This is a genomic window from Dactylosporangium sp. NPDC000555 (genome assembly GCF_040300025.1).
Taxonomy (GTDB): Bacteria; Actinomycetota; Actinomycetes; order Mycobacteriales; family Micromonosporaceae; genus Dactylosporangium.
The window spans coordinates 116,280-138,595 of sequence record NZ_JBEPDB010000008.1; the positions used below are offsets into that span (position 1 = coordinate 116,280).

At 69.9% G+C, this 22,316-nt stretch carries 20 protein-coding genes; 9 read left to right on the plus strand and 11 right to left on the minus strand.

From position 1 onward, the window contains the following. The first annotated feature begins 87 nt into the window (after positions 1 to 87). Entirely contained in the window at positions 88 to 1,629 is a 1,542-nt protein-coding gene (locus tag ABT297_RS08115; RefSeq protein WP_350546089.1) for a vWA domain-containing protein, read from the plus strand. Between the two features lie 103 nt (positions 1,630 to 1,732). Here ABT297_RS08115 and rplI read toward each other — a convergent pair whose 3' ends face one another. The 5 genes from rplI to ABT297_RS08140 all read right to left on the minus strand — a co-directional run bounded on the left by rplI (position 1,733) and on the right by ABT297_RS08140 (position 4,510). Beyond that, positions 1,733 to 2,182, minus strand: coding sequence for a 50S ribosomal protein L9 (rplI, locus tag ABT297_RS08120; RefSeq protein WP_350546092.1), 450 nt, complete (start codon positions 2,180 to 2,182; stop codon positions 1,733 to 1,735). Positions 2,183 to 2,194: 12 nt separating this feature from the next. Continuing rightward, positions 2,195 to 2,434, minus strand: a complete 240-nt coding sequence (gene rpsR / locus ABT297_RS08125) for a 30S ribosomal protein S18 (protein WP_223100246.1) — start codon at positions 2,432 to 2,434, stop codon at positions 2,195 to 2,197. Positions 2,435 to 2,454: 20 nt separating this feature from the next. Further along, positions 2,455 to 2,994, minus strand: coding sequence for a single-stranded DNA-binding protein (locus ABT297_RS08130; protein ID WP_350546096.1), 540 nt, complete (start codon positions 2,992 to 2,994; stop codon positions 2,455 to 2,457). Between the two features lie 118 nt (positions 2,995 to 3,112). Beyond that, positions 3,113 to 3,403, minus strand: a complete 291-nt coding sequence (gene rpsF, locus ABT297_RS08135; protein WP_033359943.1) for a 30S ribosomal protein S6 — start codon at positions 3,401 to 3,403, stop codon at positions 3,113 to 3,115. A gap of 231 nt (positions 3,404 to 3,634) precedes the next feature. Further along, a complete protein-coding gene (locus ABT297_RS08140; protein WP_350546098.1) occupies positions 3,635 to 4,510 on the minus strand; it encodes a hypothetical protein in 876 nt (291 codons plus the stop codon). 201 nt (positions 4,511 to 4,711) lie between these two features. Here ABT297_RS08140 and ABT297_RS08145 point away from each other — a divergent pair, with 201 nt between their 5' ends. Further along, a complete protein-coding gene (locus ABT297_RS08145) occupies positions 4,712 to 5,485 on the plus strand; it encodes a deoxyribonuclease IV (RefSeq protein WP_350546099.1) in 774 nt (257 codons plus the stop codon). Further along, positions 5,482 to 7,506, plus strand: a complete 2,025-nt coding sequence (locus tag ABT297_RS08150) for a hypothetical protein (protein WP_350546102.1) — start codon at positions 5,482 to 5,484, stop codon at positions 7,504 to 7,506. The genes ABT297_RS08145 and ABT297_RS08150 overlap by 4 nt, the downstream gene beginning before the upstream one ends. A gap of 123 nt (positions 7,507 to 7,629) precedes the next feature. Here ABT297_RS08150 and ABT297_RS08155 read toward each other — a convergent pair whose 3' ends face one another. The 3 genes from ABT297_RS08155 to ABT297_RS08165 form a co-directional block, all read right to left on the minus strand. Beyond that, positions 7,630 to 9,111, minus strand: a complete 1,482-nt coding sequence (locus ABT297_RS08155) for a glycosyltransferase family 87 protein (protein ID WP_502885527.1) — start codon at positions 9,109 to 9,111, stop codon at positions 7,630 to 7,632. Between the two features lie 141 nt (positions 9,112 to 9,252). Beyond that, positions 9,253 to 11,811, minus strand: a complete 2,559-nt coding sequence (locus ABT297_RS08160) for a transglycosylase domain-containing protein (RefSeq protein ID WP_350546105.1) — start codon at positions 11,809 to 11,811, stop codon at positions 9,253 to 9,255. 411 nt (positions 11,812 to 12,222) lie between these two features. Next, positions 12,223 to 12,648 (minus strand): DUF5318 domain-containing protein, encoded by a 426-nt coding sequence (locus tag ABT297_RS08165; RefSeq protein WP_350546106.1) that lies wholly within the window; start codon positions 12,646 to 12,648, stop codon positions 12,223 to 12,225. 184 nt (positions 12,649 to 12,832) lie between these two features. Between ABT297_RS08165 and ABT297_RS08170 the strand changes: the two genes are divergently transcribed. Together ABT297_RS08170 and ABT297_RS08175 are read left to right on the plus strand one after the other, a co-directional pair. Next, on the plus strand, positions 12,833 to 13,432 hold the full coding sequence (locus ABT297_RS08170) for a PadR family transcriptional regulator (RefSeq protein WP_350546108.1): 600 nt from the start codon (positions 12,833 to 12,835) through the stop codon (positions 13,430 to 13,432). 23 nt (positions 13,433 to 13,455) lie between these two features. Then, the gene (locus tag ABT297_RS08175; protein WP_350546159.1) at positions 13,456 to 14,535 is read left to right on the plus strand and encodes an inositol-3-phosphate synthase; all 1,080 of its coding nucleotides are present in this window, start codon (positions 13,456 to 13,458) and stop codon (positions 14,533 to 14,535) included. Between the two features lie 56 nt (positions 14,536 to 14,591). Here the strand turns inward: ABT297_RS08175 and ABT297_RS08180 are convergent, their stop codons facing one another. Next, on the minus strand, positions 14,592 to 15,080 hold the full coding sequence (locus ABT297_RS08180) for a methylated-DNA--[protein]-cysteine S-methyltransferase (RefSeq protein WP_502885523.1): 489 nt from the start codon (positions 15,078 to 15,080) through the stop codon (positions 14,592 to 14,594). A gap of 80 nt (positions 15,081 to 15,160) precedes the next feature. Here ABT297_RS08180 and ABT297_RS08185 point away from each other — a divergent pair, with 80 nt between their 5' ends. The 3 genes from ABT297_RS08185 to ABT297_RS08195 all read left to right on the plus strand — a co-directional run bounded on the left by ABT297_RS08185 (position 15,161) and on the right by ABT297_RS08195 (position 18,699). Beyond that, entirely contained in the window at positions 15,161 to 15,661 is a 501-nt protein-coding gene (locus ABT297_RS08185) for an NfeD family protein (RefSeq protein WP_350546111.1), read from the plus strand. Positions 15,662 to 15,718: 57 nt separating this feature from the next. Then, positions 15,719 to 17,239, plus strand: a complete 1,521-nt coding sequence (locus tag ABT297_RS08190; protein WP_350546112.1) for a flotillin family protein — start codon at positions 15,719 to 15,721, stop codon at positions 17,237 to 17,239. A gap of 95 nt (positions 17,240 to 17,334) precedes the next feature. After that, positions 17,335 to 18,699 carry an MFS transporter gene (locus ABT297_RS08195; protein WP_350546115.1) on the plus strand — a complete coding sequence of 455 codons (1,365 nt, stop codon included), beginning with the start codon at positions 17,335 to 17,337 and terminating at the stop codon, positions 18,697 to 18,699. On the opposite strand, the gene ABT297_RS08200 is transcribed toward ABT297_RS08195, so the two are convergent. Then, on the minus strand, positions 18,693 to 19,586 hold the full coding sequence (locus tag ABT297_RS08200; RefSeq protein WP_350546116.1) for a hypothetical protein: 894 nt from the start codon (positions 19,584 to 19,586) through the stop codon (positions 18,693 to 18,695). The two genes, ABT297_RS08195 and ABT297_RS08200, sit on opposite strands and share 7 nt — an antisense overlap. A 232-nt stretch (positions 19,587 to 19,818) precedes the next feature. Between ABT297_RS08200 and ABT297_RS08205 the strand changes: the two genes are divergently transcribed. Further along, entirely contained in the window at positions 19,819 to 20,826 is a 1,008-nt protein-coding gene (locus ABT297_RS08205) for a peptidylprolyl isomerase (RefSeq protein ID WP_350546118.1), read from the plus strand. Here the strand turns inward: ABT297_RS08205 and ABT297_RS08210 are convergent. Then, positions 20,804 to 22,261: a CCA tRNA nucleotidyltransferase gene (locus tag ABT297_RS08210; protein ID WP_502885528.1), complete on the minus strand. Its 1,458-nt coding sequence runs from the start codon at positions 22,259 to 22,261 to the stop codon at positions 20,804 to 20,806. The two genes, ABT297_RS08205 and ABT297_RS08210, sit on opposite strands and share 23 nt — an antisense overlap. Positions 22,262 to 22,316 lie beyond the last annotated feature (55 nt).

Below are 22,316 nucleotides of genomic sequence, written 5' to 3' on the forward strand. Positions count from 1 at the left end.
CACCGTTGGGTCACCGTCCGATCACGCCCGGAGCCGTCCGCGGGGTGCGGCCGTCTGACTGGCCACACACCCTCGAGGGAGGCACCGATGGCCGGCCGGAAATCGCTACAGCACCTGCGCGCCGCCGCCGTCCTGGCGCTCGCCGCCGTCCTGGCGGCCTGCGGCGCGGACAGCGGGCACAAGGACATGCCGGCCACCGGGGGCAAGGCTGCGCCGGCCACCGGGTACGGGCCGCCGGGCACTCCGGAGGGGCTGGCCCAGGGTGCGGCGACCCCGACGGGCGAGGCCGCCGGCCGGGCGACAAACGGCGAGGTCTCGGCGGCCGAGCGGCCCGTGTCGACGTTTGCGGTGGACGTCGACACGGCCTCGTACGGCTTCGCGCGGCGCACCCTGCTGTCCGGGCGCCGGCCGGCGGCGAACACGATCCGCCCGGAGGAGTTCGTCAACTCGTTCGATCAGCGGTACCGCGCGCCCGACGGCAACGGCTTCGCGATCACGGCCGACGGCACTCGCATGCCGCAGACGCATCGCGGCGCCGACGACGACACCCGGCTGCTCCGCGTCGGGCTGCAGACGCGCGGGGAGTCCGACGCCTCGCGACCGGACGCGGCGCTGACGTTCGTCGTGGACGTGTCGGGGTCGATGGCCGAGCCGGGCAAGCTCGATCTCGTGCAGCACGGCCTGAACACGCTGGTCGACCAGTTGCGCCCGACGGACTCGGTGGCGCTGGTGGCGTACTCCGACCGGGCCGAGCTCCTGCGTCCGATGACGCCGATGCGCGACCGCGACGCGTTGCGCGACGCGATTGGGCGGCTGCGGGTCGCCGGGAGCACGAACCTGGAGGCGGGGCTCCGGCTGGGGTACGACACGGCGCGCAAGGCGTTCCGCTCCTCGGCCACCAACCGGGTCATCCTGCTCTCTGACGGTCTGCCCAACGTCGGCACCACCGACGCCACCCCGCTCGTGCGCGAGATCCAGGAGGCCGCCGCGAAGCAGATCACGCTGCTCGGCGTCGGCGTCGGCAGCGACTACGGCGACCGCTTCATGGAGCAGCTCGCCGACAAGGGCGACGGCTACGTCGTGTACGTCAGCGAACAGACCGAGGCCGACCGCGTCTTCGTCCAGCAGCTCCCGGCCACGGTGGCGCTACGCGCGCTCGACGCGAAGGCGCAGGTCGAGTTCGATTCCAAGACCGTCCTGTCGTACCGCCTGATCGGCTACGACGACCGCGCGCTCTCGGCCTCGGCGTTCCGCGACGACCGCGTCGACGGCGGCGAGGTGGGCTCCGGCCACGCGGTGACGGCGCTCTACGCCCTGCGCCTGCGCCCGGGCGCCCAGGGCCACCTCGCGGACGTGCGCGTGCGATGGCTGGACCCGAAGACCCGGGAGGCGAGCGAACTGGCCCAGCCGGTGACGGTGAGCGCCCTGGATCAGACCTTCGACGAGGCCTCGGCCCCGGTCCGGGTCTGCTACGTAACGGCGTACCTGGCCGAGGTGCTCCGCGGCAGCCGGCACGCGGGCGACGTCCGCCTCACCGACCTGCGCACGATCGCCAGGAACGCCGGCGAGGGACCTCAGATCCGCGAGCTGGCCGAGATGATCTCCGCCGCCGTCTCCCTGTACGACTGACCCACACCACCGACGCCGCCCCCAGTCCGCTGGGCGCGGCGCCGGCCTGCCAAAACATGCGAAAGGGGCCCAGGCGAACCGGGGCCCCTTTCACGTGCGCGAGCTACTTCGCGGCGGTGACCTTCAGCGTGAAGACCGCAGCGACCTCCGGGTGCAGCTTGATCTGCACCTTGTAGTCGCCGACCGACTTGACGTGGCCGGGCAGCTCGAGGCGACGCCGGTCCAGCTGCGGGCCGCCGGCCTTCTGCACGGCCTCGGCGACCTCGGCCGGGGTGACCGAGCCGTAAAGGCGGCCTTCCCGGCCGGCCCGGACGGACAGCTTGACGGTGAGGCCCTCGAGCTGGGTCTTGACCTCTTTGGCGTGGCCGAGGTCGCGGATCTCACGGGCCGAGCGGGCCCGCTTGATGGTCACGACCTGCTTCTCCGCGCCCCTGGACCACAGGATCGCGAACCCCTGCGGCAGCAGGTAGTTGCGCCCGTAGCCGTCCTTGACCTCGACGATGTCGCCGGGGGTCCCGAGGCCGGTGACCTCCTGGGTGAGGATGATCTTCATGTCGGCCGCCCCTTAGCGCGTAGTCGCGGTGTAGGGCAGCAGCGCCATCTCGCGCGCGTTCTTGACGGCACGCGCGATCTGTCGCTGCTGCTGGGCGGTCACGCCGGTCACCCGCCGAGCGCGGATCTTGCCGCGGTCGGAGATGAACTTCCGCAGCAGCGCGGTGTCCTTGTAGTCGATGTAGGCGATGCCCTCCTTGTCGAGAGGGTTCACCTTCTTCTTCGGTTTGCGCAGGGCCGCAGCCTTCGCCATTGCTCTTGCTCCTGATGCCATTAGAACGGGGGCTCGTCGTCGAAGGATGAGCTCGACCTGCCGCCGCCACCGCCGCCACCGCCGGCCGGGGTCGCGCTGGCCCACGGGTCATCGTTGCCAAACCCGCCGCCACCGCCACCGCCACCGCCGCCGTTACCGCCGGAGCCGAAGCCGCCGCCACCGCCGGAGCTGCGAGACATCTTCTGCACCTTGGCAGTCGCGTAACGCAGCGAAGGGCCGATCTCGTCGACCTCCAGCTCGATGACGGTGCGCTTCTCACCCTCGCGCGTCTCGTAGGTCCGCTGCTTGAGCCGACCGGAGACGATCACCCGGGCCCCGCGGGTCAGCGATTCGGCGACGTTCTCCGCCGCTTGCCGCCACACCGTGCAGGCCAGGAACAGCGGCTCGCCGTCCTTCCACTCGTTGGTCTGACGGTCCATGAACCGAGGTGTGGATGCCACTCGGAACTTGGCGACCGCCGCTCCAGACGGAGTGAAACGCAGTTCAGGGTCGTCGGTCAGGTTGCCGATGACCGTGATCGTGGTATCTCCCGCTGCCATGTGAGTCAACTCCTCGCGCGCTGGTGTATGGCCACCATGTCACAGGGGTACGACAGTTTTCTGTCGCGCCCAGCGACGCGTGGCCGGGCGAAGCAGATCGATCTCGCCCGGAATCCGCTTAGCGGACCTCGGGCCGGATGACCTTGGTGCGCAGCACGGACTCGTTGAGTCGCAGCTGACGGTCCAGCTCTGCCACGGACTCCGGCGACGCCTGGAGGTCGATGACGGCGTAGATACCCTCGGTCTTCTTGTTGATCTCGTACGAGAGGCGCCGGCGGCCCCACACGTCGAGCTTCTCCACCGAGCCACCCGACGTCCGGATCACGTTGAGATACGTGTCGAGCGACGGGGCGACGGTGCGCTCCTCGAGACTGCCGTCGAGGATCACCATGATCTCGTAATGACGCAAGACGTTCTCACCTCCTACGGGCTAAGCGGCCGCGGTCCATCCGCGGCAGGAGGTCATGCGTCGTCCATCGGCACATACGCTGATGGACCGAACAAGAGTACACGCTGAGGTGTCAAGACCAAAAAAAGACCGCGGGGCGCGTCATCCGCTTCTTTGGGTGGGACCTGGGGAGGAACGACCACACCGGTGCATTGGATGACGGCGCCCCGCGGAGCCTACCTAAATTGTACCTTAAGCGAAGCTCGCACGTGATGCCCGTTGCGCAATAATAGCCCGAATTGCGGCGATTCCTACCCCGACCGCACAGACCGTCGCGACGAGTGCGAGCAGGCCGGCCGGGCCGCCGCGCGCGGGGCCGCTGGCGGCCACCGGCTCACCGACCGTGATCCGGTCCTCGACGGACGCACTCGGGCCGGCGCCCATCGCCGGGGCCGCCGCGGCGCTCGGGTCCAGCAGCGTCGGGTCGATCGGCTCGGTACCGAACTCGCCGGTACTGCCGGACGCGCCCGCAGCACCGTCCTGGCCGGCTTGGCCCTGCGGTGCCTTCGAGGAGCGGCCGGACGCGCCGGAGCGGCCGTTGAGGGCGTTGTTCGCGGCGCCGGCCGCGGCGCCCGCGGGACCGTTCGGTGGCGTGGTCCGCGTCGCTCCCGGCGCATTGCGGGCCGGGCCGGCCGAGACCTGCCCGTCGGCCGGGGGCGTCGCCTGCGCGGCGGTCACCCCGACCGAGACCGGTTTGAACTGCTTCACCACGCCGATGCCGCAGTCGAAGGTCATCGCGACCTCGACCGGCCCCTTCTTGAAGGCCACCGGTACCTGCTCGTTGGGCTGCACGGTGGCCACGGACTGGCCGTCGACCTTCAGCAGCGCGTTCTGGCCGAGCCGGTTGACGAAGTTGACGCGCGAGTCGGTGGGCACCGAGACGTCGGCGGTGTTCGGCTCCGATTTGCAGACCAGCAGGCTGAGCACGCTGCCGCCGGAGAACTCGACCGTCGGCGTGGCGGGGGCGGCGCTCACCGGGCTGGCGCCCACGGTCAGGGCCGCGGCGGCTACCGCCGCGGCGGTAGCCGCCAGGCGTACGGCCGATCGGTGTCCAGACAAGGTAGCCATCCAGGGTTGGAGGATCATTTGGGGGAAACTTCCATCGAGCTGTACGCGCGCCCCGGCGGTCGACTGCGCGATCACGGGCGGCTATGTGCGTAACGAGGCGCCCGACGGGACGGTGACGGAAGCACCGCATTCCGGATCCTTCGGTCGCCGCCGAGAGACGGGTCGCGCAAACTGTCACACCCACGCCGTAGGCTCTGCGGCATGCGAATCGGTGCTCACGTCGACCCCGCTGAGCCGCTGGCTGAGGCCGCCTCCCGCGGCGCCGACCTCATTCAGTTCTTCCTGACCGACCCGCAGGGCTGGAGCGACCCCAAGGCCCGCGCCGACGCCGAGGCGATCCGCGCCTCCGAGATAGACGTCTATATCCACGCCCCCTATCGGATCAACGTCGCATCGTCGAACAACCGCATCCGCATCCCCAGCCGCAAGCTGCTGTTCAGCCATGCGGCGGGCGCGGCCGAGGTCGGCGCCAAGGGCCTGATCGTCCACGGTGGGCACGTCGAGAAGGCCGACGGCCTCGACGCCGGCTTCGACAACTGGCGCAAGACGTTCGCTTATGCGGCGGAGCAGGGCGGGTTCGCCGTCCCGGTGCTCATCGAAAACACGGCCGGCGGCGACAACGCCTGCGCCCGCCGCTTCGACAACCTCGCCCGGCTGTGGGACGCGATCGGCGACTACGAGGTCGGCTTCTGCCTCGACACCTGCCACGCGCACGCCGGCGGCGAGGACCTGCTCGGCATCGTCGACCGACTCAAGTCGATCACCGGCCGCATCGACCTCATCCACGCCAACAACTCGCGCGACGGCTTCGACTCCGGCCGCGACCGGCACGACAACATGACCTCCGGCGAGATCGATCCCGAGCTGATCGTGGCGGTGATCCGCGCGGCTGGGGCGCCGGCGCTCGTCGAGACACCGGGCGGCGTCGAGGGCCAGGGCGCCGACATCACCTACCTGCGGGAGCGGCTGGCGTGAGCGACGTTTCGCCGGAGGCGCCGGTGGCCGAGGAGCCACCGCCGGAAGACGCCCCGGATTCGGCACCGCAGGCAGCTCTCCCAACTGCCAAGACCCCCTCGGCCACACGGGAAGGACCCGGCGCGGGCGAAGATGCCGCTGCGGGTGAACGGGGCGGCAAGCCGGTCGGCACCGACCTCTTGGAGCACGACGCCAAGCCGGCCGATCCGTTCTCCGCGTTCGCACCGGAGCCGGAGTTCGTGCCGGGACGGTTCCGGCGGATCGCGAGTCGGACCGGGTCAGGGCTGACGAGGTTCTCCTCGCACGAGTGGACGCTCGCGGCGCTCGGATCGATCGCGCTCGCCGTCGTCATGACCTGGCCGGCGCTGCGCCACCCGGCGACCACGATCCCGCAGAACATCTGGGAACCGACGCAACAGGCCTGGCAGATGTCCTGGGCCGGACACATCCTGACCACCGACCCGCTGCGGTTGTGGCAGGCGAACGCGTTCTACCCGGATCAATACAGCTACGCCTTCTCGGACACGCTGCTCGGATACGCGCCGGCCGGCATGATCGGCTCGGGGCCCGAGGCGGCGCTCGTGCGATACAACATCATCTTTGTTCTGGTCTTCGCCTTCGCCTTCTTCGGCGCTTACGCGCTGGCCCGGCAGCTCGGGGTGGGGCGCACGGGGGCGGCGGTGGCCGGGGCCGCGTTCGCGTATGCGCCGTGGCGGCTGGCGCACGCCGGCCACCTGAATGTGCTGTCGATCGGCGGCATCGCGCTGGCGCTGGCGATGCTGGCGCGCGGGCACGGGTTCTCGCTGCGCCGCGGCTACGAGCCGGACAAGCGGCGGTGGGGCTGGGTGCTCGGCGGCTGGCTGGTCGCCGCGTGGCAGATGAGTCTCGGGTTCGCGATCGGCATCCCATTCGCTTATGCGGTGCTGACCATCCTGCTGGCCACCGCGATCACGTGGGGCTACAAGCACCTGCGGCGGCGGGACGCGCACCGGCCGTTCGGCTGGAAGCTGTTCTTCGCCAACCTCGGCGGCGGGCTGGTGTTCACCGGGGTGAGCGGCCTGATGGCCTACCCGTATCGCCAGGTCCTCCAGCAGCACGCGGAGGCCAGGCGCAGCCCGGAGATCATCGAGCTGTTCTCGCCGCCGCTGAAGGGCTTCTTCATCTCACCGCCGGGGTCGGTGTGGTGGGGCGAGGTGCATGCGAATGCCCGCTCCGCGCTCGGGTGGGCGCCGGAGAAGGCGCTGGAGATGACGCTGCTGCCCGGGTTCTTCCTTTACGGGCTGGCGTTCGTCGGGCTGTTCGTGTCCGTGTGGCGGCTGCAGCACCGCATTCTGCTCGGCGTCGGCGTGATCGGCACGGCGATCCTCGCGATGGGCACCAACGGGCCGCTGCACGGCGATATCGGCTACATGACGCTCTACCGCTTCCTCCCCGGCTTCGAGGGCATCCGCACGTCGGGCTGGCTCATCGTCTGGGTGACGCTGTTCCTGGCGCTGCTCGCGGCGGGCGCGGTGGGCGCGCTCTCGGAGCGGGCCGTCGAGTTGTTCGCCGACCGCACGCAGTCCGACGTCGGCAACCGGGCCGGCGCCTGGCGCGTGGTGACCCTGATCCCGCTGGTGCTGGTGCTGGCCGAGGGCATACCCCAGTACAAGCCCAACCCGGAGGTGCCGCCGGCGCCGGTCGCGATGAGCACCCTCCAGGCGCCGCTGATGGTGCTGCCGACAAGCGAGCGCTTCGACATGAACGTCATGCTCTGGAGCACCGACGGCCTGCCGAAGATGGCCAACGGCGGCAGCGGCTTCACCCCCGCCGACCAGGAGACTCTGCGGGCCAACATGGAGCAGTTCCCGAACGAGTCCACGGTGACCCAGCTGCGCAGCCTGAAGATCCGCACAGTGGTGGTCCTGCGCGACGAGGCCGCCGGCACCCCGTATGCGCGAGCGATCGACGCCCCGATCGACGGCCTCGGCATCAGCCGCACCGAACAGGGCGACGTCATCCTGTACAAGATCGACGGCTGATCGGAAGGAGACCGGCCAGGCTCGCGCGGCGGCGCGCGAACCGGTGGGCGCGGCTGAGCAACAACCACGACGGCCCGGCTCGATGCGCGCATCGAGCCGGGCCGTTGATTCACGTGAAACGGGCTAACCCGCCCGGGCCAGCGCCGGGGCCGGTGGTGGCTCGAGCAGGTCGGCGTCGATCGGATCCTCGTTGTAGACGCCGCCGTCGGGGTCCTGGCCCTCGTACGTCTGCCGGACCACGTCCTCCTCGGGCCGCCGGATGTCGCGGATGACGTACCCGACCAGGATGGCGAGGGTGACCAGGCGCAGCAGGGAGGCGAGCACGAAGACGCCCTCCGGGAAGACCTGACGGCCCGAGGCGCCCATGAGCTGGCCGTAGAAGGACACGAAGTAGATGACCTCCGCGGCCTGCCAGGCCAGGAACGCGCCCCAGCGTGGCCGGGCGAGCACCGCCAGCGGGATCAGCCACAGAACGTACTGCTGCGACCACACCTTGCCCGTGATCAGGAACGCCGCCACGATCAGGAACGCGAGCTGCGCCAGGCGGGGCTCCTTCTGCGCGGTGAGCCCGAGGATGAGGATCCCCGCGCAGCAGATGAGGAACAGCCCCAGGTACAGGGTGTTCAGCGTCGAGTGCTGCGGGTCGACGTCGAGGTTCTGGAAGAACGGGAAGCCGTACTGACCGGATCCGCGCGGTATGTGCGCCCCGATGTACCACAGGGTGCCCCAGTCGATCCCTCGCAGCTGGTTGAACTGCCAGAACTTGACCCACGAGTCCCAGAAGAAGTACGCGACGGGCGCGTTCACCACCACCCAGGTGGCGGCGCCGGTGCCCACGGCGACGAAGAAGTCCCGCCACTTGCCGGTGCGGATGCTCAGGATGAGCAGCGCGCCGACGATCAGCACCGGATAGAGCTTCGCCGCCGTCCCCAGGCCGAGGAACACGCCGGCGAGCACGGGTTTTCGTTTCGCCCAGTAGACCATGGCCACGGCGGTGAGCCCGACCGTGAACAGGTCCCAGTTGACGGTCGCCGAGACGAACAGGGCCGGGGCGACCGCGAGCAGGGCCGCGTCCCAGGGCCGGCGGCGACGCAACGCGAGCGTCGCGGCGACGGCGGCGACGCCGAAGGCGCCGAGCACGATGGCGTTGACGTCGTAGAAGGTCTGCCCGTCGTTCTGGATGACGCCCCGCTGGTGCAGGTCGTACACCGGCAGGCCGATGACGCCCATGAGGGCCCCGGTCAGCACCGGGTACTCGACCTGGTGGTCGGCGTAGGGCACCTTGCCCTCGTTGAGGCCTTCGGCGTAGTACAGCGCGAGGACGTCGGTATAGCAGAAGTACTTGTACTGCGCCATGTCCGCCCAGGCAGCGTCGCGACACGGGGACTTCTGCACCCAGTGGAAGCTCAGCATGGCGCAGATGAGCAGCAGCACGACGCGGGCCGGGGTCCAGAACCGGCCACCGCCGGGCAGCCGACGGGACCGCACGGCATGGGTGCCGAGCGGGCCACCGATCGACTCGGAGAGACCGGCGATGAAGCGGTCGGAGTTGGCGGGCTCGTCGACTAGATGCTCTGGACGCGCACTCGGCTGGCCCGGACTCATCGGCATCGTGTCACCGTACCGTCGCCAACTCGGGTGCGGGTGAAAGCCCCGGCTCGACGCGGGAATCCGCAAAGACTGCGGCCACGGTCCCGGCGTACATACCGCCGGGTCCGTGGCCGCAAACCACAATCGCGCTACTCGTCAGCGTCTTCGGGTCGGATCGACGGTCGGGACGATGCCGCCCCCGTTGCCGCCCGGGCCCCCACCGCCGCCCGGGTTGCCCGGATTGCCGGGATTACCCTGATCGCCGCCCTGGCCGGGGTTACCACCCGGGTTGTTCGGATCGACCACCGGGATGGTTGGCTGCGGCGAGATGCCCGAGCCGACCTCGTTCCGGCCGGTGTTCGCCGGCGGCCTGAAGTTGATTTTCGGCGCCTTGAGCTGTGCCATCGCCGCGTCAAGGAAGTCCTGCCAGATCGGGCCGGGCAGGTGACCACCGATGACGTCCTTGCCATCCTTGAACTTGAGGGGCTGCTCGTCGGCCTTGTTGCCGACCCACACCGCGACCGCGAGGCCGGGCGACTTCTTGGCCGGGTCGTAGGCGGTGTAACCGACCATCCAGGCGTGCGCGTTGCCGCCGCCTTTGTTGTTGGTGCCGTACTGCCAGGTGCCGGTCTTGCCGGCGATCTGGCGGCCGTCGCGCATCTTCAAGCCGTAGTGCTTCGGCACGCCCTGCAGCACCGTGCTGAGGTCGTCGGCCATCTGCTCGGTGAAGTTCGGGATGCGCTTCGGGTTGATAATCTCGCCGTAGGTCTTCTTGCCATCGGACCACACCTCCTTGAGGAAGTGCGTCTTGGCCGCGACGCCGCGGGCCGCGAAAGTGGCGATGCCGCCGGCCTGCTCCAGCACGGTCACCGGATACTGGCCGAATCCGACCTCCGTCTGAAAAAACTTCGGCGAGACGGCGGCGCCGTCCTGCGTCGCCAGATCGATCTTCTCCGACTTCCCGGCGGCGGTCGTCGCCCACATGTCGGTAATGCCGGCGGCGCGCGCCGTGTCGATCACCTTGGCCGCGGTGACCTTCTCGGTGAGCCAGAAAAACGGCACGTTGAGCGACAAGACGGTGACTTCTTCGAGGGTGCACCAGGTCTTGCAGTCGGCCGAGGACGGGGAGCCGTCGCCGGCGTTCTTGACCGGATTGCCGTTCTTGGCCGTCCGGTTACTGGCCGGGAAGTCGGCCGGCGAGGTGCTGTCAAACCTGGAATCGATCCGCCACCCGTTCATCAGAGCGGTGGCCAGCGTGTAGACCTTGAACGTCGACCCCGGCGGGTGGCCGCCGCAGCAACTGTCCTTGCCGGTGCCCAGGACGGGATCGTTGTAGTAGCCGGCGTAGTCGCCGCCGCTGCCGCTGTCGCCGCCGTAATACGCCTTCACCGCGCCGGTGCCCGGCTCGACCGCGACGAGTGCCGCCTGCATGGTGTCCCGCACGTTGGCCATTCTCGAGTCTTTGTTACGGCTCGCCTTGCGCACCGCGAGCGGCTGGAGGTCCTTGTCGATCGTGGTCACGATCTTGAGGCCGCCGTTGCGGATCTTGTCGAAATTCTTCTCGCCCTTGGCGTCGGTGTCCTCGTAGATCAGCGCACCGGTCGCGGGATCTTTCAACGCGGCGACCTCGCCGAGGACGTGGTGGACGATCAGGCCCTCGGGCTTGTCGATGTCTGTCACCTTCACGGCGTTGGCCCGCGCCTCGGCCGGCGTGATCACCTTGTCCGGGTACTTCATCTTGGTCGGCGCGTCGGCCTCGGAGCAGAATTTGAGCGTGAGCATCTGCCGCTTGATGTAGTCGAACCGCTCCTGCGCCGTCGTCTTGTTGATGTTCGGATCGAACGGGCTGCCCTTGCCATTGCCCTCGGGGTTCTTGATCAGGCCGGCCAGGACCATGCCCTCGGCCATCGAGAGCTGCTCAGCAGGCTTGGCGAAATACGCCTGGGAGGCCGCCTCGATGCCGTAGGCGTTGCGGCCGAAGTAGACGACGTTGAGGTACATCGCCATGATCTCGTCCTTGCTGTACTGCTTGTTGAGCTTCATCGCGATGACGGCCTCGCGCACCTTGCGCCCGTAGGTGACGCCCTCGAGGTCGGCCCAGCGCCGTGCGTATTGCTGGCTGATCGTCGAGGCGCCCTGCCGGTCGCCGCCGGTCACGTTGTTCCAGGCCGCGCGGGCGACACCCTTGTAGTCGACGCCGCTGTTCGTGTAAAAACTGTTGTCCTCGGCCGCGACGATCGCGTGCCGCACGTGCGGCGGGATCTTGTCCAGCGGCAGGACGGTGCGGTTCTCGCCGATGCGTGCCATCGGGGTGACGCCATCGGAGTAGTAGATGGTCGTCGACTGGTTCAGCGTGATGTCTTCGGGTAGCGCGACCTGGTCCCAGTAATACGTGCCGCCGACCATGCCGATGCCCGCGACCATGATGAAGGCGGCGATCGAGACGATGAGGATGTTGCGGCGACGGCGCCTCTTGGCCTTGGCGGTCGAACTGGGGCCGCTCGGCCCGCCGGAAGCGCCCCTGCCGCCCGAGCGTTTCGGCGGGGGGCCGCCCGGACCACCCGGACCGTTGAGAATGTCGCCGCCCGGCGGCCCACTGACCGACGCGGAGCCGACGACGGCACGGCCGACGGTGGCGCGGCCCGCCGAACCGGGCACCGATGCCGAGCCGGTCACGGAGGCCCGGCCGGTGGTCGGCTCGCTCGGGGGCGACACGCGTGCCGAACCAACGCTCGCGGATCCGCTGGCGCCCGGTGGGCCGACGCGTGCCGAACCGACGCTCGCGGATCCGCTGGCGCCACCGGGGTCCGCCCGTCCCACGCTCGCGCGCCCGACCTGGGCCCGCCCGGCCGACGAGGCCGGGGGGCCGGAGGATGGGGATCCCGGCTGCATTCCAGGAACCTGCGCGCGGCCCGACTGGGGATTACTCGGGTCACCGTAGTTCATTCGTCCCACCTTGCCGGTTGCATCGTCGTCGCATGCTCCGTCGCCGTCATGTGTGTGACCTGAGCCACTCGTCGGGCGGCCTGGGCGCCATGGCGCCGTTGCCACGTGTCGCGGACCCCAGCAGGGGGTCCGCGCATTCGGTCCCGTCCTCGTGACAACGCTTTGTCACGCGCAACAGGTTCACTCGGCCGCCCCTCCCCGCAGGCGCGACGGCCGCTCGCCGTCGTCCGGCCCGGCGGCGAGGCCGTCGCGGCCGAGGAGGTATTGCTCGATGAGGTGGTTCCAGCCGCACGCGCGGCAGACCTCCACCACATAGACGTGAAACTCACTCAGCGTCATCGCCAGGATCGGCAGCTCGGCGAGGCGGCGGGCCTGTCCGGAGGACTGCCGCAGCTCATCCCCATAGATGTAATGCACATGGGTGAGGTTCTCGCGGCGGCAGACGGGGCAGAGCTCGTCCGTCGGCTCGCCGTGGAACTTCGCTGCACTTTTCAGGTATGGCGATGCGTCGCACACCTCATAGGTGCCGACGCGGCCCGACTGCACTTCACGCAGCAGGGCGCGTCTCCGCAAGGAGAAGTCCACGACCTGACGCTGGGTACGCACGCGCCCGAGGGTACGCGGTCCTGCGGCCGAGGGCGACCTCGGTCACGATCGGTAACCGTCCGATAGACGACCAGCGCTGTGTTCAGGCCCACTTCGCCAGTTTTGTTGCATCCGTTCGGGGTATCGGCTTACCGTTCGATGTATCGGACCGATACATCGGCCGGTTACCGGAAGGAGGCCGGGAGTGCTCGAACTGGCGATCCTGGGTCTCCTGCACGAGTCCCCGATGCACGGCTACGAGTTGCGCAAGCAGCTGACGACCAAGCTGGGGGCGTTCCGCTTCGCGATCAGTTATGGCTCGCTCTACCCGACGCTGCGCCGCCTTCAGGCGGGCGGCTGGATCACCGAGGGTGCGCCGGCGGGTATGCCGGCCAGCACCGAAGAGGTCCCCCTGCTCACCGGCAAGCGGGGCCGCGTGGTCTACACGATCACCGCGGAAGGCAAGGAGCGGTTCCAGGAACTGCTCAGCGCCGCCGGCCCCGAGACCTACGACAGCGAGGCCGGTTTCGGGGTGCACTTCGCGTTCTTCGCACGCACGGACCCCTCGACCAGGCTGCGGATCCTCGAGGGTCGCCGACGTCGCGTCGAGGAGCGCCGCGAGGGCATGCGCGACGTGCTCAGCCGGGCCGCCGAACGGCTCGACTCGTACACGCTCGAACTGCAGCGCCACGGCCTGGATGCCTGCGAGCGCGAGGTTCGCTGGCTCGAAGAGCTCATTGCGAACGAACGCAATGGCACGACCCCTCAGCCGCCTTCGGCACAGGATCCGGAGCGGCCATCGTGAACAACAAGAAGGAGGCATCCGCGATGGGCTCCGTCCGCGTTGCCATCGTCGGTGTCGGCAACTGCGCCTCGTCCCTGATCCAGGGCGTGGAGTACTACCGCACCGCCGACCCGAACGACCGGGTACCGGGTCTGATGCACGTCAAGTTCGGCGACTACCACGTCGGCGACGTCGAGTTCGTGGCGGCGTTCGACGTCGACGCGAAGAAGGTCGGCCAAGATCTCGCCGCGGCCATCAGCGCGAGCGAGAACAACACCATCAAGTTCTGCGACGTCCCGCCCACCGGCGTTACCGTCCAGCGCGGCCCGACGCTCGACGGCATGGGGCAGTACTACCGCGAGATCATCGAGGAGTCCGACGAGCAGCCGATCGACGTGGCTGCCGCCCTGCGTGAGGCGCGGGTCGACGTGGTCGTGTCCTACCTGCCCGTGGGCTCCGAGGAGGCCGACAAGTTCTACGCGCAGGCCGCGATCGACGCCGGCTGCGCCTTCGTGAACGCACTGCCGGTCTTCATCGCCTCCGACCCGGTCTGGGCCCAGAAGTTCACCGACGCCGGCCTGCCGATCGTCGGCGACGACATCAAGAGCCAGGTGGGTGCCACGATCGTGCACCGCGCGCTGGCCAAGCTGTTCGAGGACCGCGGGGTCGAGCTGCTGCGCACCTACCAGCTCAACTTCGGCGGCAACATGGACTTCATGAACATGCTGGAGCGCACGCGCCTGGTCTCGAAGAAGATTTCGAAGACCCAGTCGGTGACGTCGCAGGTCCCGCACGAGATGGTGAAGTCCGACGTGCACATCGGCCCGTCCGACCACGTGCCGTGGCTCGACGACCGCAAGTGGGCGTACATCCGCCTCGAGGGCAAGTCGTTCGGCGACACGCCGCTGAACGCCGAGCTCAAGCTCGAGGTGTGGGACTCGCCCAACTCGGCGGGCGTCATCATCGACGCGCTGCGCGCCGCGAAGATCGCGAAGGACCGCGGCATCGGCGGCCCGATCCTGTCGGCGTCGAGCTACTTCATGAAGTCGCCGCCGGTGCAGTACAGCGACCACGACGCCCACGACTCGGTCGAGAAGTTCATCAAGGGCGAGATCGAGCGCTAGATCATTCGGTACCGCAGAAGGGCCGGTCCGCCTCCGCGGGCCGGCCTTCGCGTTTCTCAGGCGAGGCCGAACTCGCGTTCGATGCGCACGCGGGCCTCGAGTTCCAGCAGGATCTTCTTGCGCCACAGGCCGCCGCCGAAGCCGACCAGTTTGCCGTCCGCGCCGACCACCCGGTGGCAGGGAATGATGACCGGGATCGGATTGCGGTTGCAGGCGGTGCCCACCGCGCGGGCCGCGTCCGGCTCCCCCACGGCGGCCGCGATCTGCCCGTAGGTGCGCATCTCGGCGTAGGGAATGGCGTAGAGCTGCCGCCACACCGCGCGCTCGAACTCCGAGCCGCCGCGCACCGACAACGGCACCGTGAATGCGACGTCCTCGCCGGCGAAATAGCGGGTGAGTTCGTCGGCGGCGCGCGCGAGCACCTCGTCCGAAGGCGAGACCGTCACGTTCGGCGGCACGCCCCCGAATTGGACTCGGCATACGCCGGTCTCGTCGACCGCGATTCCGAGCGCATCGATCGGTGCCCGCACCTCAACCCAACGCACGGTGCCCATTGTGCCCCTTTCGCCGACGACCCGGGTGGCACGGCAGGGTTACCCTGCAGTTGTCGTTGAGGGGAGGCGCGGTGGAGACGATATTCCTCGTCATCGGCGGCGTCGGCGTCGTGGTGCTGGCCGTGTCCGTGCTCATCGGCGACCTCTTCCACTTCGGCCATCCCGATGCCGACGGGCCCTTCTCACTGCCCGCCGTCGCCGGCTTCATCGGCGCCTTCGGCTTCGCCGGCGCGGCGGTGAGCGCGCTCACCGGCTCGGGCGGCCCGCTGGTGCCCGCCGTCGCGGGCCTGGTCGCGGCGGTGCCGACCGCCTGGATCGCCACCCGGCTGGCCCGCATGGCGATGAACATGCGCACCGACGCGACCCCCTCCCAGCGCGACATGATCGGCACCACCGGCGTGGTCGTCACGCCCATCTCGGGCAACGGCTTCGGCGAGGTGCGTATTTCGCTGGGCGGCCAGCCGGTCAAGCTCAGCGCCCGCGCGGACCGGCCCATCCCCCTCGGTGCCCGGGTCCTCGTGGTGGAGACGACCAGCCCCACGAGCGTGATCGTCGAAGAAACCGCCCTGTAAATCGTCGGGAGACCCCCCGTACGTCGTCAGAATCCCCCGGAAAAAAGAAGGAAGCGGATGGATAACGTCCTGCTCGTCGCGATCGGCGGCGCAGTGCTGCTGGTCCTGTTCCTGGTGCTCTTCATCGTCTCGCGCATCAAGGTGGCCGGCCCGAACGAGGCGTTCATCATCACCGGCCGCAAGGGCAAGTCGGTGCAGGCCGTCGACGGCACGCGCTCGACGGACCTGTCCGGGCAGAAGGTCGTCATGGGCGCCTCGGTCTTCGTGGTGCCGATCGTGCAGAGGCTGCAGGTGCTCGACCTGTCCAGCCGCCGCATCCACGTCGAAATCACCGGCGCGGTGAGCAAGCAGGGCATCCGGGCCAACCTGCAGGGCGTCGCGATCGTGAAGGTCGGCGGCACCGAGGACGCCATCCGCGCGGCCGCGCAGCGCTTCCTCAACCAGCAGCAGGGCATCGACCTGTTCACCAGCGAGGTCCTGGCCGGAGCGCTGCGCGCGATCGTCGGCCGGCTGACGATCGAGGAGATCATCCGCGACCGCACGGCGTTCGCCAGCGCGGTCGCCGAGGAGGCCGAGCACTCGCTGACCAACCAGGGCCTGGTGCTGGACACCTTCCAGCTCCAGGACATCTTCGCCGAGGGCTCGTACCTCGCCGATCTGGGCCGGCCCGAGGCCGCCCGGGTGCTGCGCGACGCGGCGATCGCCGAGGCGCACGCGCGCCAGGCCGCCGAGTCCGAGCGGCTCAGGTCCGAGGAGGCGATCGCTGAGGCCAACCGGAACCTGTCCCTCAAGCAGGCCGGGATCCAGGCCGAGATCGACGCGGCGAAGGCGAAGTCGGCGGCCGCCGGCCCGCTCGCCCAGGCCGAGCGCGACCAGGCCATCCTCGCCGAGCAGCAGAAGGTGGCGGAGCGCAACGCCGAGCTCAAGCAGCGCCAGCTCGACACCGAGGTGCGCAAGCCGGCCGACGCCGAGCGGTACCGGGTGGAGCAGGAGGCCGAGGCGGCGAAGAACGCCGCGATCGCCAAGGCCGAGGCGCAGCGGCAGGCGACCATCGCCGCCGCGCAGGCCTCCGCCGAGCAGGCCCGCCTCACCGGTGAGGGCGAGCGGTCCCGCCGCGCCGCGCTCGCCGAGGCCAATGCGATCGAAGGCGCCAAGGAGGGCGAGGCCGAGCAGCGCCGGCGCGTCGCCATCGCCGAGGCGCTGGAGCGCGAAGGCTCGGCCGAGGCGTCGGCGATCCTGGCCCGCGGCCAGGCCGAGGCCGAGGCGATGAGGCTCAAGGCCGACGCCTTCGCCACCTACGGCGAGGCCGCGATCCTCGACCTCCTCGTCCGGGTGATGCCGGACGTGGTCAAGGCGGCCAGCGACCCGATGGGCAACATCGACAAGATGACGGTCATCTCGACCGACGGCGCGTCGTCGCTGACCAAGTCGGTGGCGAACAACGTCGCCCAGGGCCTGCAGCTGGGCACCGATCTGACGGGCATCGACCTGCCCAAGCTGCTGAGCAGGCTGGGCGGCCTGGCCGAGGACACCGAGCCGATCAACGGCCGGCCCGCCGTCGAGGCGCCGAAGTCCTGAACGATGGAGTGATTCCGAGGGCCCGCGCCGCGTGGCGCGGGCCCTCTTCGGCTCGCGGGGGTCGCGCCGCGGTCCGGGCACCGTAGGCTTTTGCCGTGTCCGCAACCCTCGTCGTCCAAGCGCAGGCGCACTTCGTGCGCGCCGTGCTGCGGCAGCGGGGATTCCGCCGGCTGGTCGCCGTACGGATGATCGCCCAGGTCGGCGACGGACTGTTTCAGGGTGGGCTGGCCGGCAGCGTGCTGTTCAACCCCGAGCGGCGCGCCGGGGGGATGGCGATCGCGGCGGGCTTCGCGATTCTGCTGCTGCCGTACTCGCTCATCGGCCCGTACGTCGGGGTCTTCCTGGACCGCTGGCGCCGCCGCTCGATCGTCAACGTCGCCAACCTGATCCGCGCGGTGCTGGTGCTGCCCATCGCGCTGTACGTCTGGCAGGGCAACGAGTCACCGAGAATGCTCGCGCTCGCGCTCGTGGTCATCGGGCTCAACCGGTTCTTCCTGGCCGGGCTGTCCGCCGCCACGCCGCACGTGGTCGCCGACCACATGCTGGTGACCGCCAACTCGTTCGCCGCCACGCTCGGCTCGCTGAGCTTCTCGATCGGCATCGGCGCGGGCGGGGTGCTCATCAAAACGGTCCTGCACACGTCGTATCACGGATATGCGCTGGTCGCCGCGGGTGCCGCCGCCTTCTACCTGGTCTCGGCGCTCGTCGGGCGAGCGTCCTTCGGCCCCGACGAGCTCGGCCCGGACGCCGAGGACCGGCGCGACGGCTCGATCCTCACGGCCCTGAACGAGACCAGCCGCAGCACGGTGGCCGGTGTGCGGCACCTCGTGGCCAGGCGCGGCGCCGCCTACCTGGTGCTCGCGCAGGCGATGTTCCGGCTGCTGTACGGCGTGATCCTGCTCGCCAGCCTGCTGCTCTTCCGCACGGTGTTCAACCACGGCAGCGGAGCGAGCGGCTCCTTCGGTACCATCGCCAATGCTTTTGCCGCGGGCGGCGTCGGCATGCTCATCGCGTCGTTCGTGACGCCTCCGGTCACACGCCGGATCGGCGGCCGGCGCTGGGTGACGATCCTGCTCGCCGCGACCGGTGTGGGTGTTCTCGCCTTCGGGCTACCCTTCGACCCGCTGCTGCTGCTCGGCGCGGTGTTCGTGACCAACCTCGCCGCGCAGGGCATCAAGATCGTGACCGACACGTCGCTGCAGCACGAGTGCGCCGACGAGTTCCGCGGTCGCGTGTTCAGCATCAACGACACCGCCTTCAACGCGGCGCTCGTCGCCGGCATGTACCTCGGCGCGCTCGCCCTGCCCGACAATGGGCGGTCGGCGCCGGTGCTCATCGCGGTCGCGGCCGGATATGTGCTGGCCGCGGCCGGGTATGCGCCGCTGGGCGGCCGCTGGGCCCGCCGGGCCGGCGAAGACACCGCCGGCCCCGGCGGGGCGGTCAAGCCCGCGGCTCAGTAGCTGGTGCTGGTCTTCGTCGCGGTCAGGTTGGTCTGCGACGTGCTCATGGTGAGGTTGTCGCCGTTGCAGGTGTACTTCGCCGGGTTGTCGTCCGCCGTGAACGGCTCGGTCTCGTCGAAGTTGATCGACGGGGCCTTGGTGTTCAGCGTGCCCGTTGCCTGCACGTTGGAGTAGGCGATGCTGCCGCTGGTGGTGGCCACGTTGGAGGTCACCGTCGCGTTCGCGGTGATGGTGATCGGCACCTGTTGCCCCTGAATGGTGGGTTTCGCGGTGAACGTGCTGTCCGCGTACGTCTCGGTCAGCTTGCCGTCCGGCGTGAACTTGAGCGTCGAGCCGTTCTTCGACAGCGTGACCGGCACGTTACCGACGCCATCCATCGCCATCTGCTGCGTATACGTCTTCGTCGTCCACGTCCCGACCAGGCATTCGTCGATCACGGACGATGGCTTCGCGCTCGGCTTCGTGCTCGCCTTGGCGCTGCTGACGGCGGCCGGCCCGGTGGTCGAGTTGGCCTGCGGCGTGTTCTTCTTGTCGTCGCCGCCGCCCTTCTTCACCACGGCCACCACGACGATCGCGACGACCAGGATCACGAGCACGCCGGAGAGCGCCAGGATCGGGGTCAGGAACTTGTTGCGGCTCGACCCGCCGCCGGACGACGAGGCGCCGTAGGTCGCGCCGTAGCTGGTGGGCGGGGCGCTGACCGGGTCGGAGTAGGACGGCGGAGCCGAGTACGACGGTCCAGAGCTGGTGGGGTATCCGGCATAGGGCTGCTGTCCGCCGTACGGTGCGCCGCTATAGGGCGTGCCGCTCGTCGGCTGCTGTGGCGCCTGCGGGACGCCTCGATAGGTGCGGCACTGCGTGCAGTAGCCGTTCGCATCAATGCCCATGCCGCCGCAGTTGGGACACGGCTGCATGTCTGCCTCCAGATATCAGGTAATTCCAGGGTTTCCGGCCCAGGGGGTTGCGGCCGACGAGGAAATTCGTGCTAGCGACGGTAGCCGACCTGGTCTAGGCGCAGAAGCGGCCGAATCGCCACATGCACGACGCATCGAGGTCGGGCTTCCGACAACGAGCAACAAGCTACAAGCCTGTCGCTTTATGTAGTCGTACGATTACGAAATGTCAACACCACCGGAGCCCGGCGACCCGCAGCCGCCGGCCGCACCAGAGCCGGGGGCCCCCGGCGCGGAACGGCCCGAGTCGCCGCGGACCGCCGCGCCGCACTCCGCCCACGAGAATCCGCAGTTCGCGCCGCCTGCCGGGCCGGCACCGGCGCCGGACCCGGTGCCGGCCTCGCCGCCCACCGGCCTGCCCCGATGGCTCGTGCCCGTCGCGGGCGGGACGGCGCTCGCCCTGGCGGTCTGCGCGGTGGTGGCCTATCTGGCGTTCGTCTCGGGCCGCGGGCCGGTCGAGTCCATCGGCGGATCGGTGACCTCCGCGAGCAGCGGCGCCGTGGGCCGGGGCCCGGCGCCCCAGGTCGGCGAGCCACCGACCGCCGGGCCCGCGACCAGCAGCGCGGCCTCCGCGGCAGGGCCGACTGGCGCCCACTCGCCGGCCGCCGGCGGGGTGCCCTGCGACTATGCGTCCGCGGCCCGCGGCGGGGGCGACACGCGCCTCATCGCCACGCCCGCGCCCCAGGCCACGCTGACCGGGCGGCTGTCCGCCACGATCGAGACGAACCTGGGTGCCATCGGGATCCAGTTGTACTCCGACCGGGCCCCCTGCACCGTCAACTCCTTCGTCCACCTGTCCCGCGACGACTTCTACAGCGACACGCCGTGTCACCGGCTGACCACCGAGGGGCTGTACGTGCTGCAATGCGGGGACCCGAGCGGCACCGGGACGGGCACGCCGGGCTACCAGTTCGGGGAGGAGAACCTGCCTACGACGCTGCCGCCGTATCCGCGGGGGACGCTGGCGATGGCCAATGCCGGGCCGGGGACGAACGGATCGCAGTTCTTCGTGGCGTACAAGGACAGCGACATCCCACCCGATTACTCGGTATTCGGCACGGTCACCAGCGGGCTGGACCTGCTCGACCGGATCGCGGCCGCCGGGACGACGACCGGGCGTCCGGACGGGCCGCCCAAGCTCGCCGTGCAGATCAGCGAGATCCGGGTGGCGTGACGCCTTCGGCCTCGGCCCACCGCAGCAGCTCCGCGATCGCCTCGTCGTGCTCGAGCGGGCCCCGCTCCAGGCGCAGCTCCTTGAGGTGACGCCACGCACGGCCGACGATCGGGCCGGGCGGCACCCCGAGCAGCTCCATGATCGCGTTGCCGTCGAGGTCGGGCCGGACCCTCGCGAGGTCCTCCTCGGCGGCGATGCGCGCGATCCGCTCCTCCAGCGCGTCGTAGTCGGCCGCCAGCTGCGCCGCCTTGCGCCGGTTGCGCGTGGTCACGTCCGACCGGGTGAGGCTGTGCAGCCGGGGCAGCAGGGGGCCGGCGTCGGTGACGTAACGGCGCACGGCCGAATCCGTCCATTCCCCCCGGCCGTACCCGTAGAAGCGCAGGTGCAGCGCCACGAGCTCGGCGACGTCGGAGATCAGGTCCTTGGGGAACTTCAGCGCCTTCATCCGCTGCCTGGTCAGCCGGGCACCCACGATCTCGTGGTGGTGGAAGCTGACGCCGCCGTCCGGGCCGATCGCCTTCGTGGCCGGCTTGCCGACATCGTGCATCAGGGCGGCCATGCGCAGCGTGAAGTCGGCGCCCTCGCGCTCGTGGACGATCGCGTTGCGCACGACGATCAGCGTGTGCTCATACACATCCTTGTGCTGGGCGTGTTCGTCGATCTCCAGCTTGAGGCCATTCAGCTCCGGCAGGAACTGCTCGGCCAGGCCGCTGTCGACCAGCAGCCGCAGGCCGGCGACGGGGTCGGCGCCGCACATGAGCTTGACGAACTCGTCGCGAATCCGCTCGGCCGTGATCCGGGACAGGTCGCTCGCCATCCGGGTCATCGCGGAGCGCACCTCCGGCGCCACCGCGAAGCCCAGCTGGCTGACGAACCGGGCGGCGCGCAGCATGCGCAGCGGGTCGTCGGCGAAGGACTCCTCGGGCTTGCCCGGGGTGCGCAGCACGCGATCGGCGAGGTCGGCCAGTCCGCCATACGGATCGGTGAACTCGTGGCCGGGCACCGAAACCGCCATGGCGTTCACCGCGAAGTCGCGCCGGCGCAGGTCCTCGGCGAGGCTGTCGCCGTAGCACACGATCGGGTTGCGGCTGACGCGGTCGTACGCGTCCGCGCGGAACGTCGTGACCTCGATGCGCAGCCCGCGGCGGGCGAGGCCGATCGTGCCGAACTCCTGGCCGGTGGTCCACACCGACTCGGCCCAGCCGTCCACGATCCGCAGCGTCTCCTCGGGCCGGGCATCGGTGGTGAAGTCCAGGTCGTCGCCGAGACGGCCGAGCAGCGCGTCGCGGACCGAACCCCCGACGAGGTGCAGCTCCCGGCCGGCCTTGGCGAACCGGCGGCCGAGCTCGTCGGCGACAGGGGAGACGCGCAGCAGCTCGTGCACCGCACGGCGCTGGGCCTCGGTCAGGGCGCGGGCGGATTCGGACATCGTCATACGCGTGGTCTCGGGCATCGGTCGAACAGCCTATCGCTACGGGGTGAGCAGACAC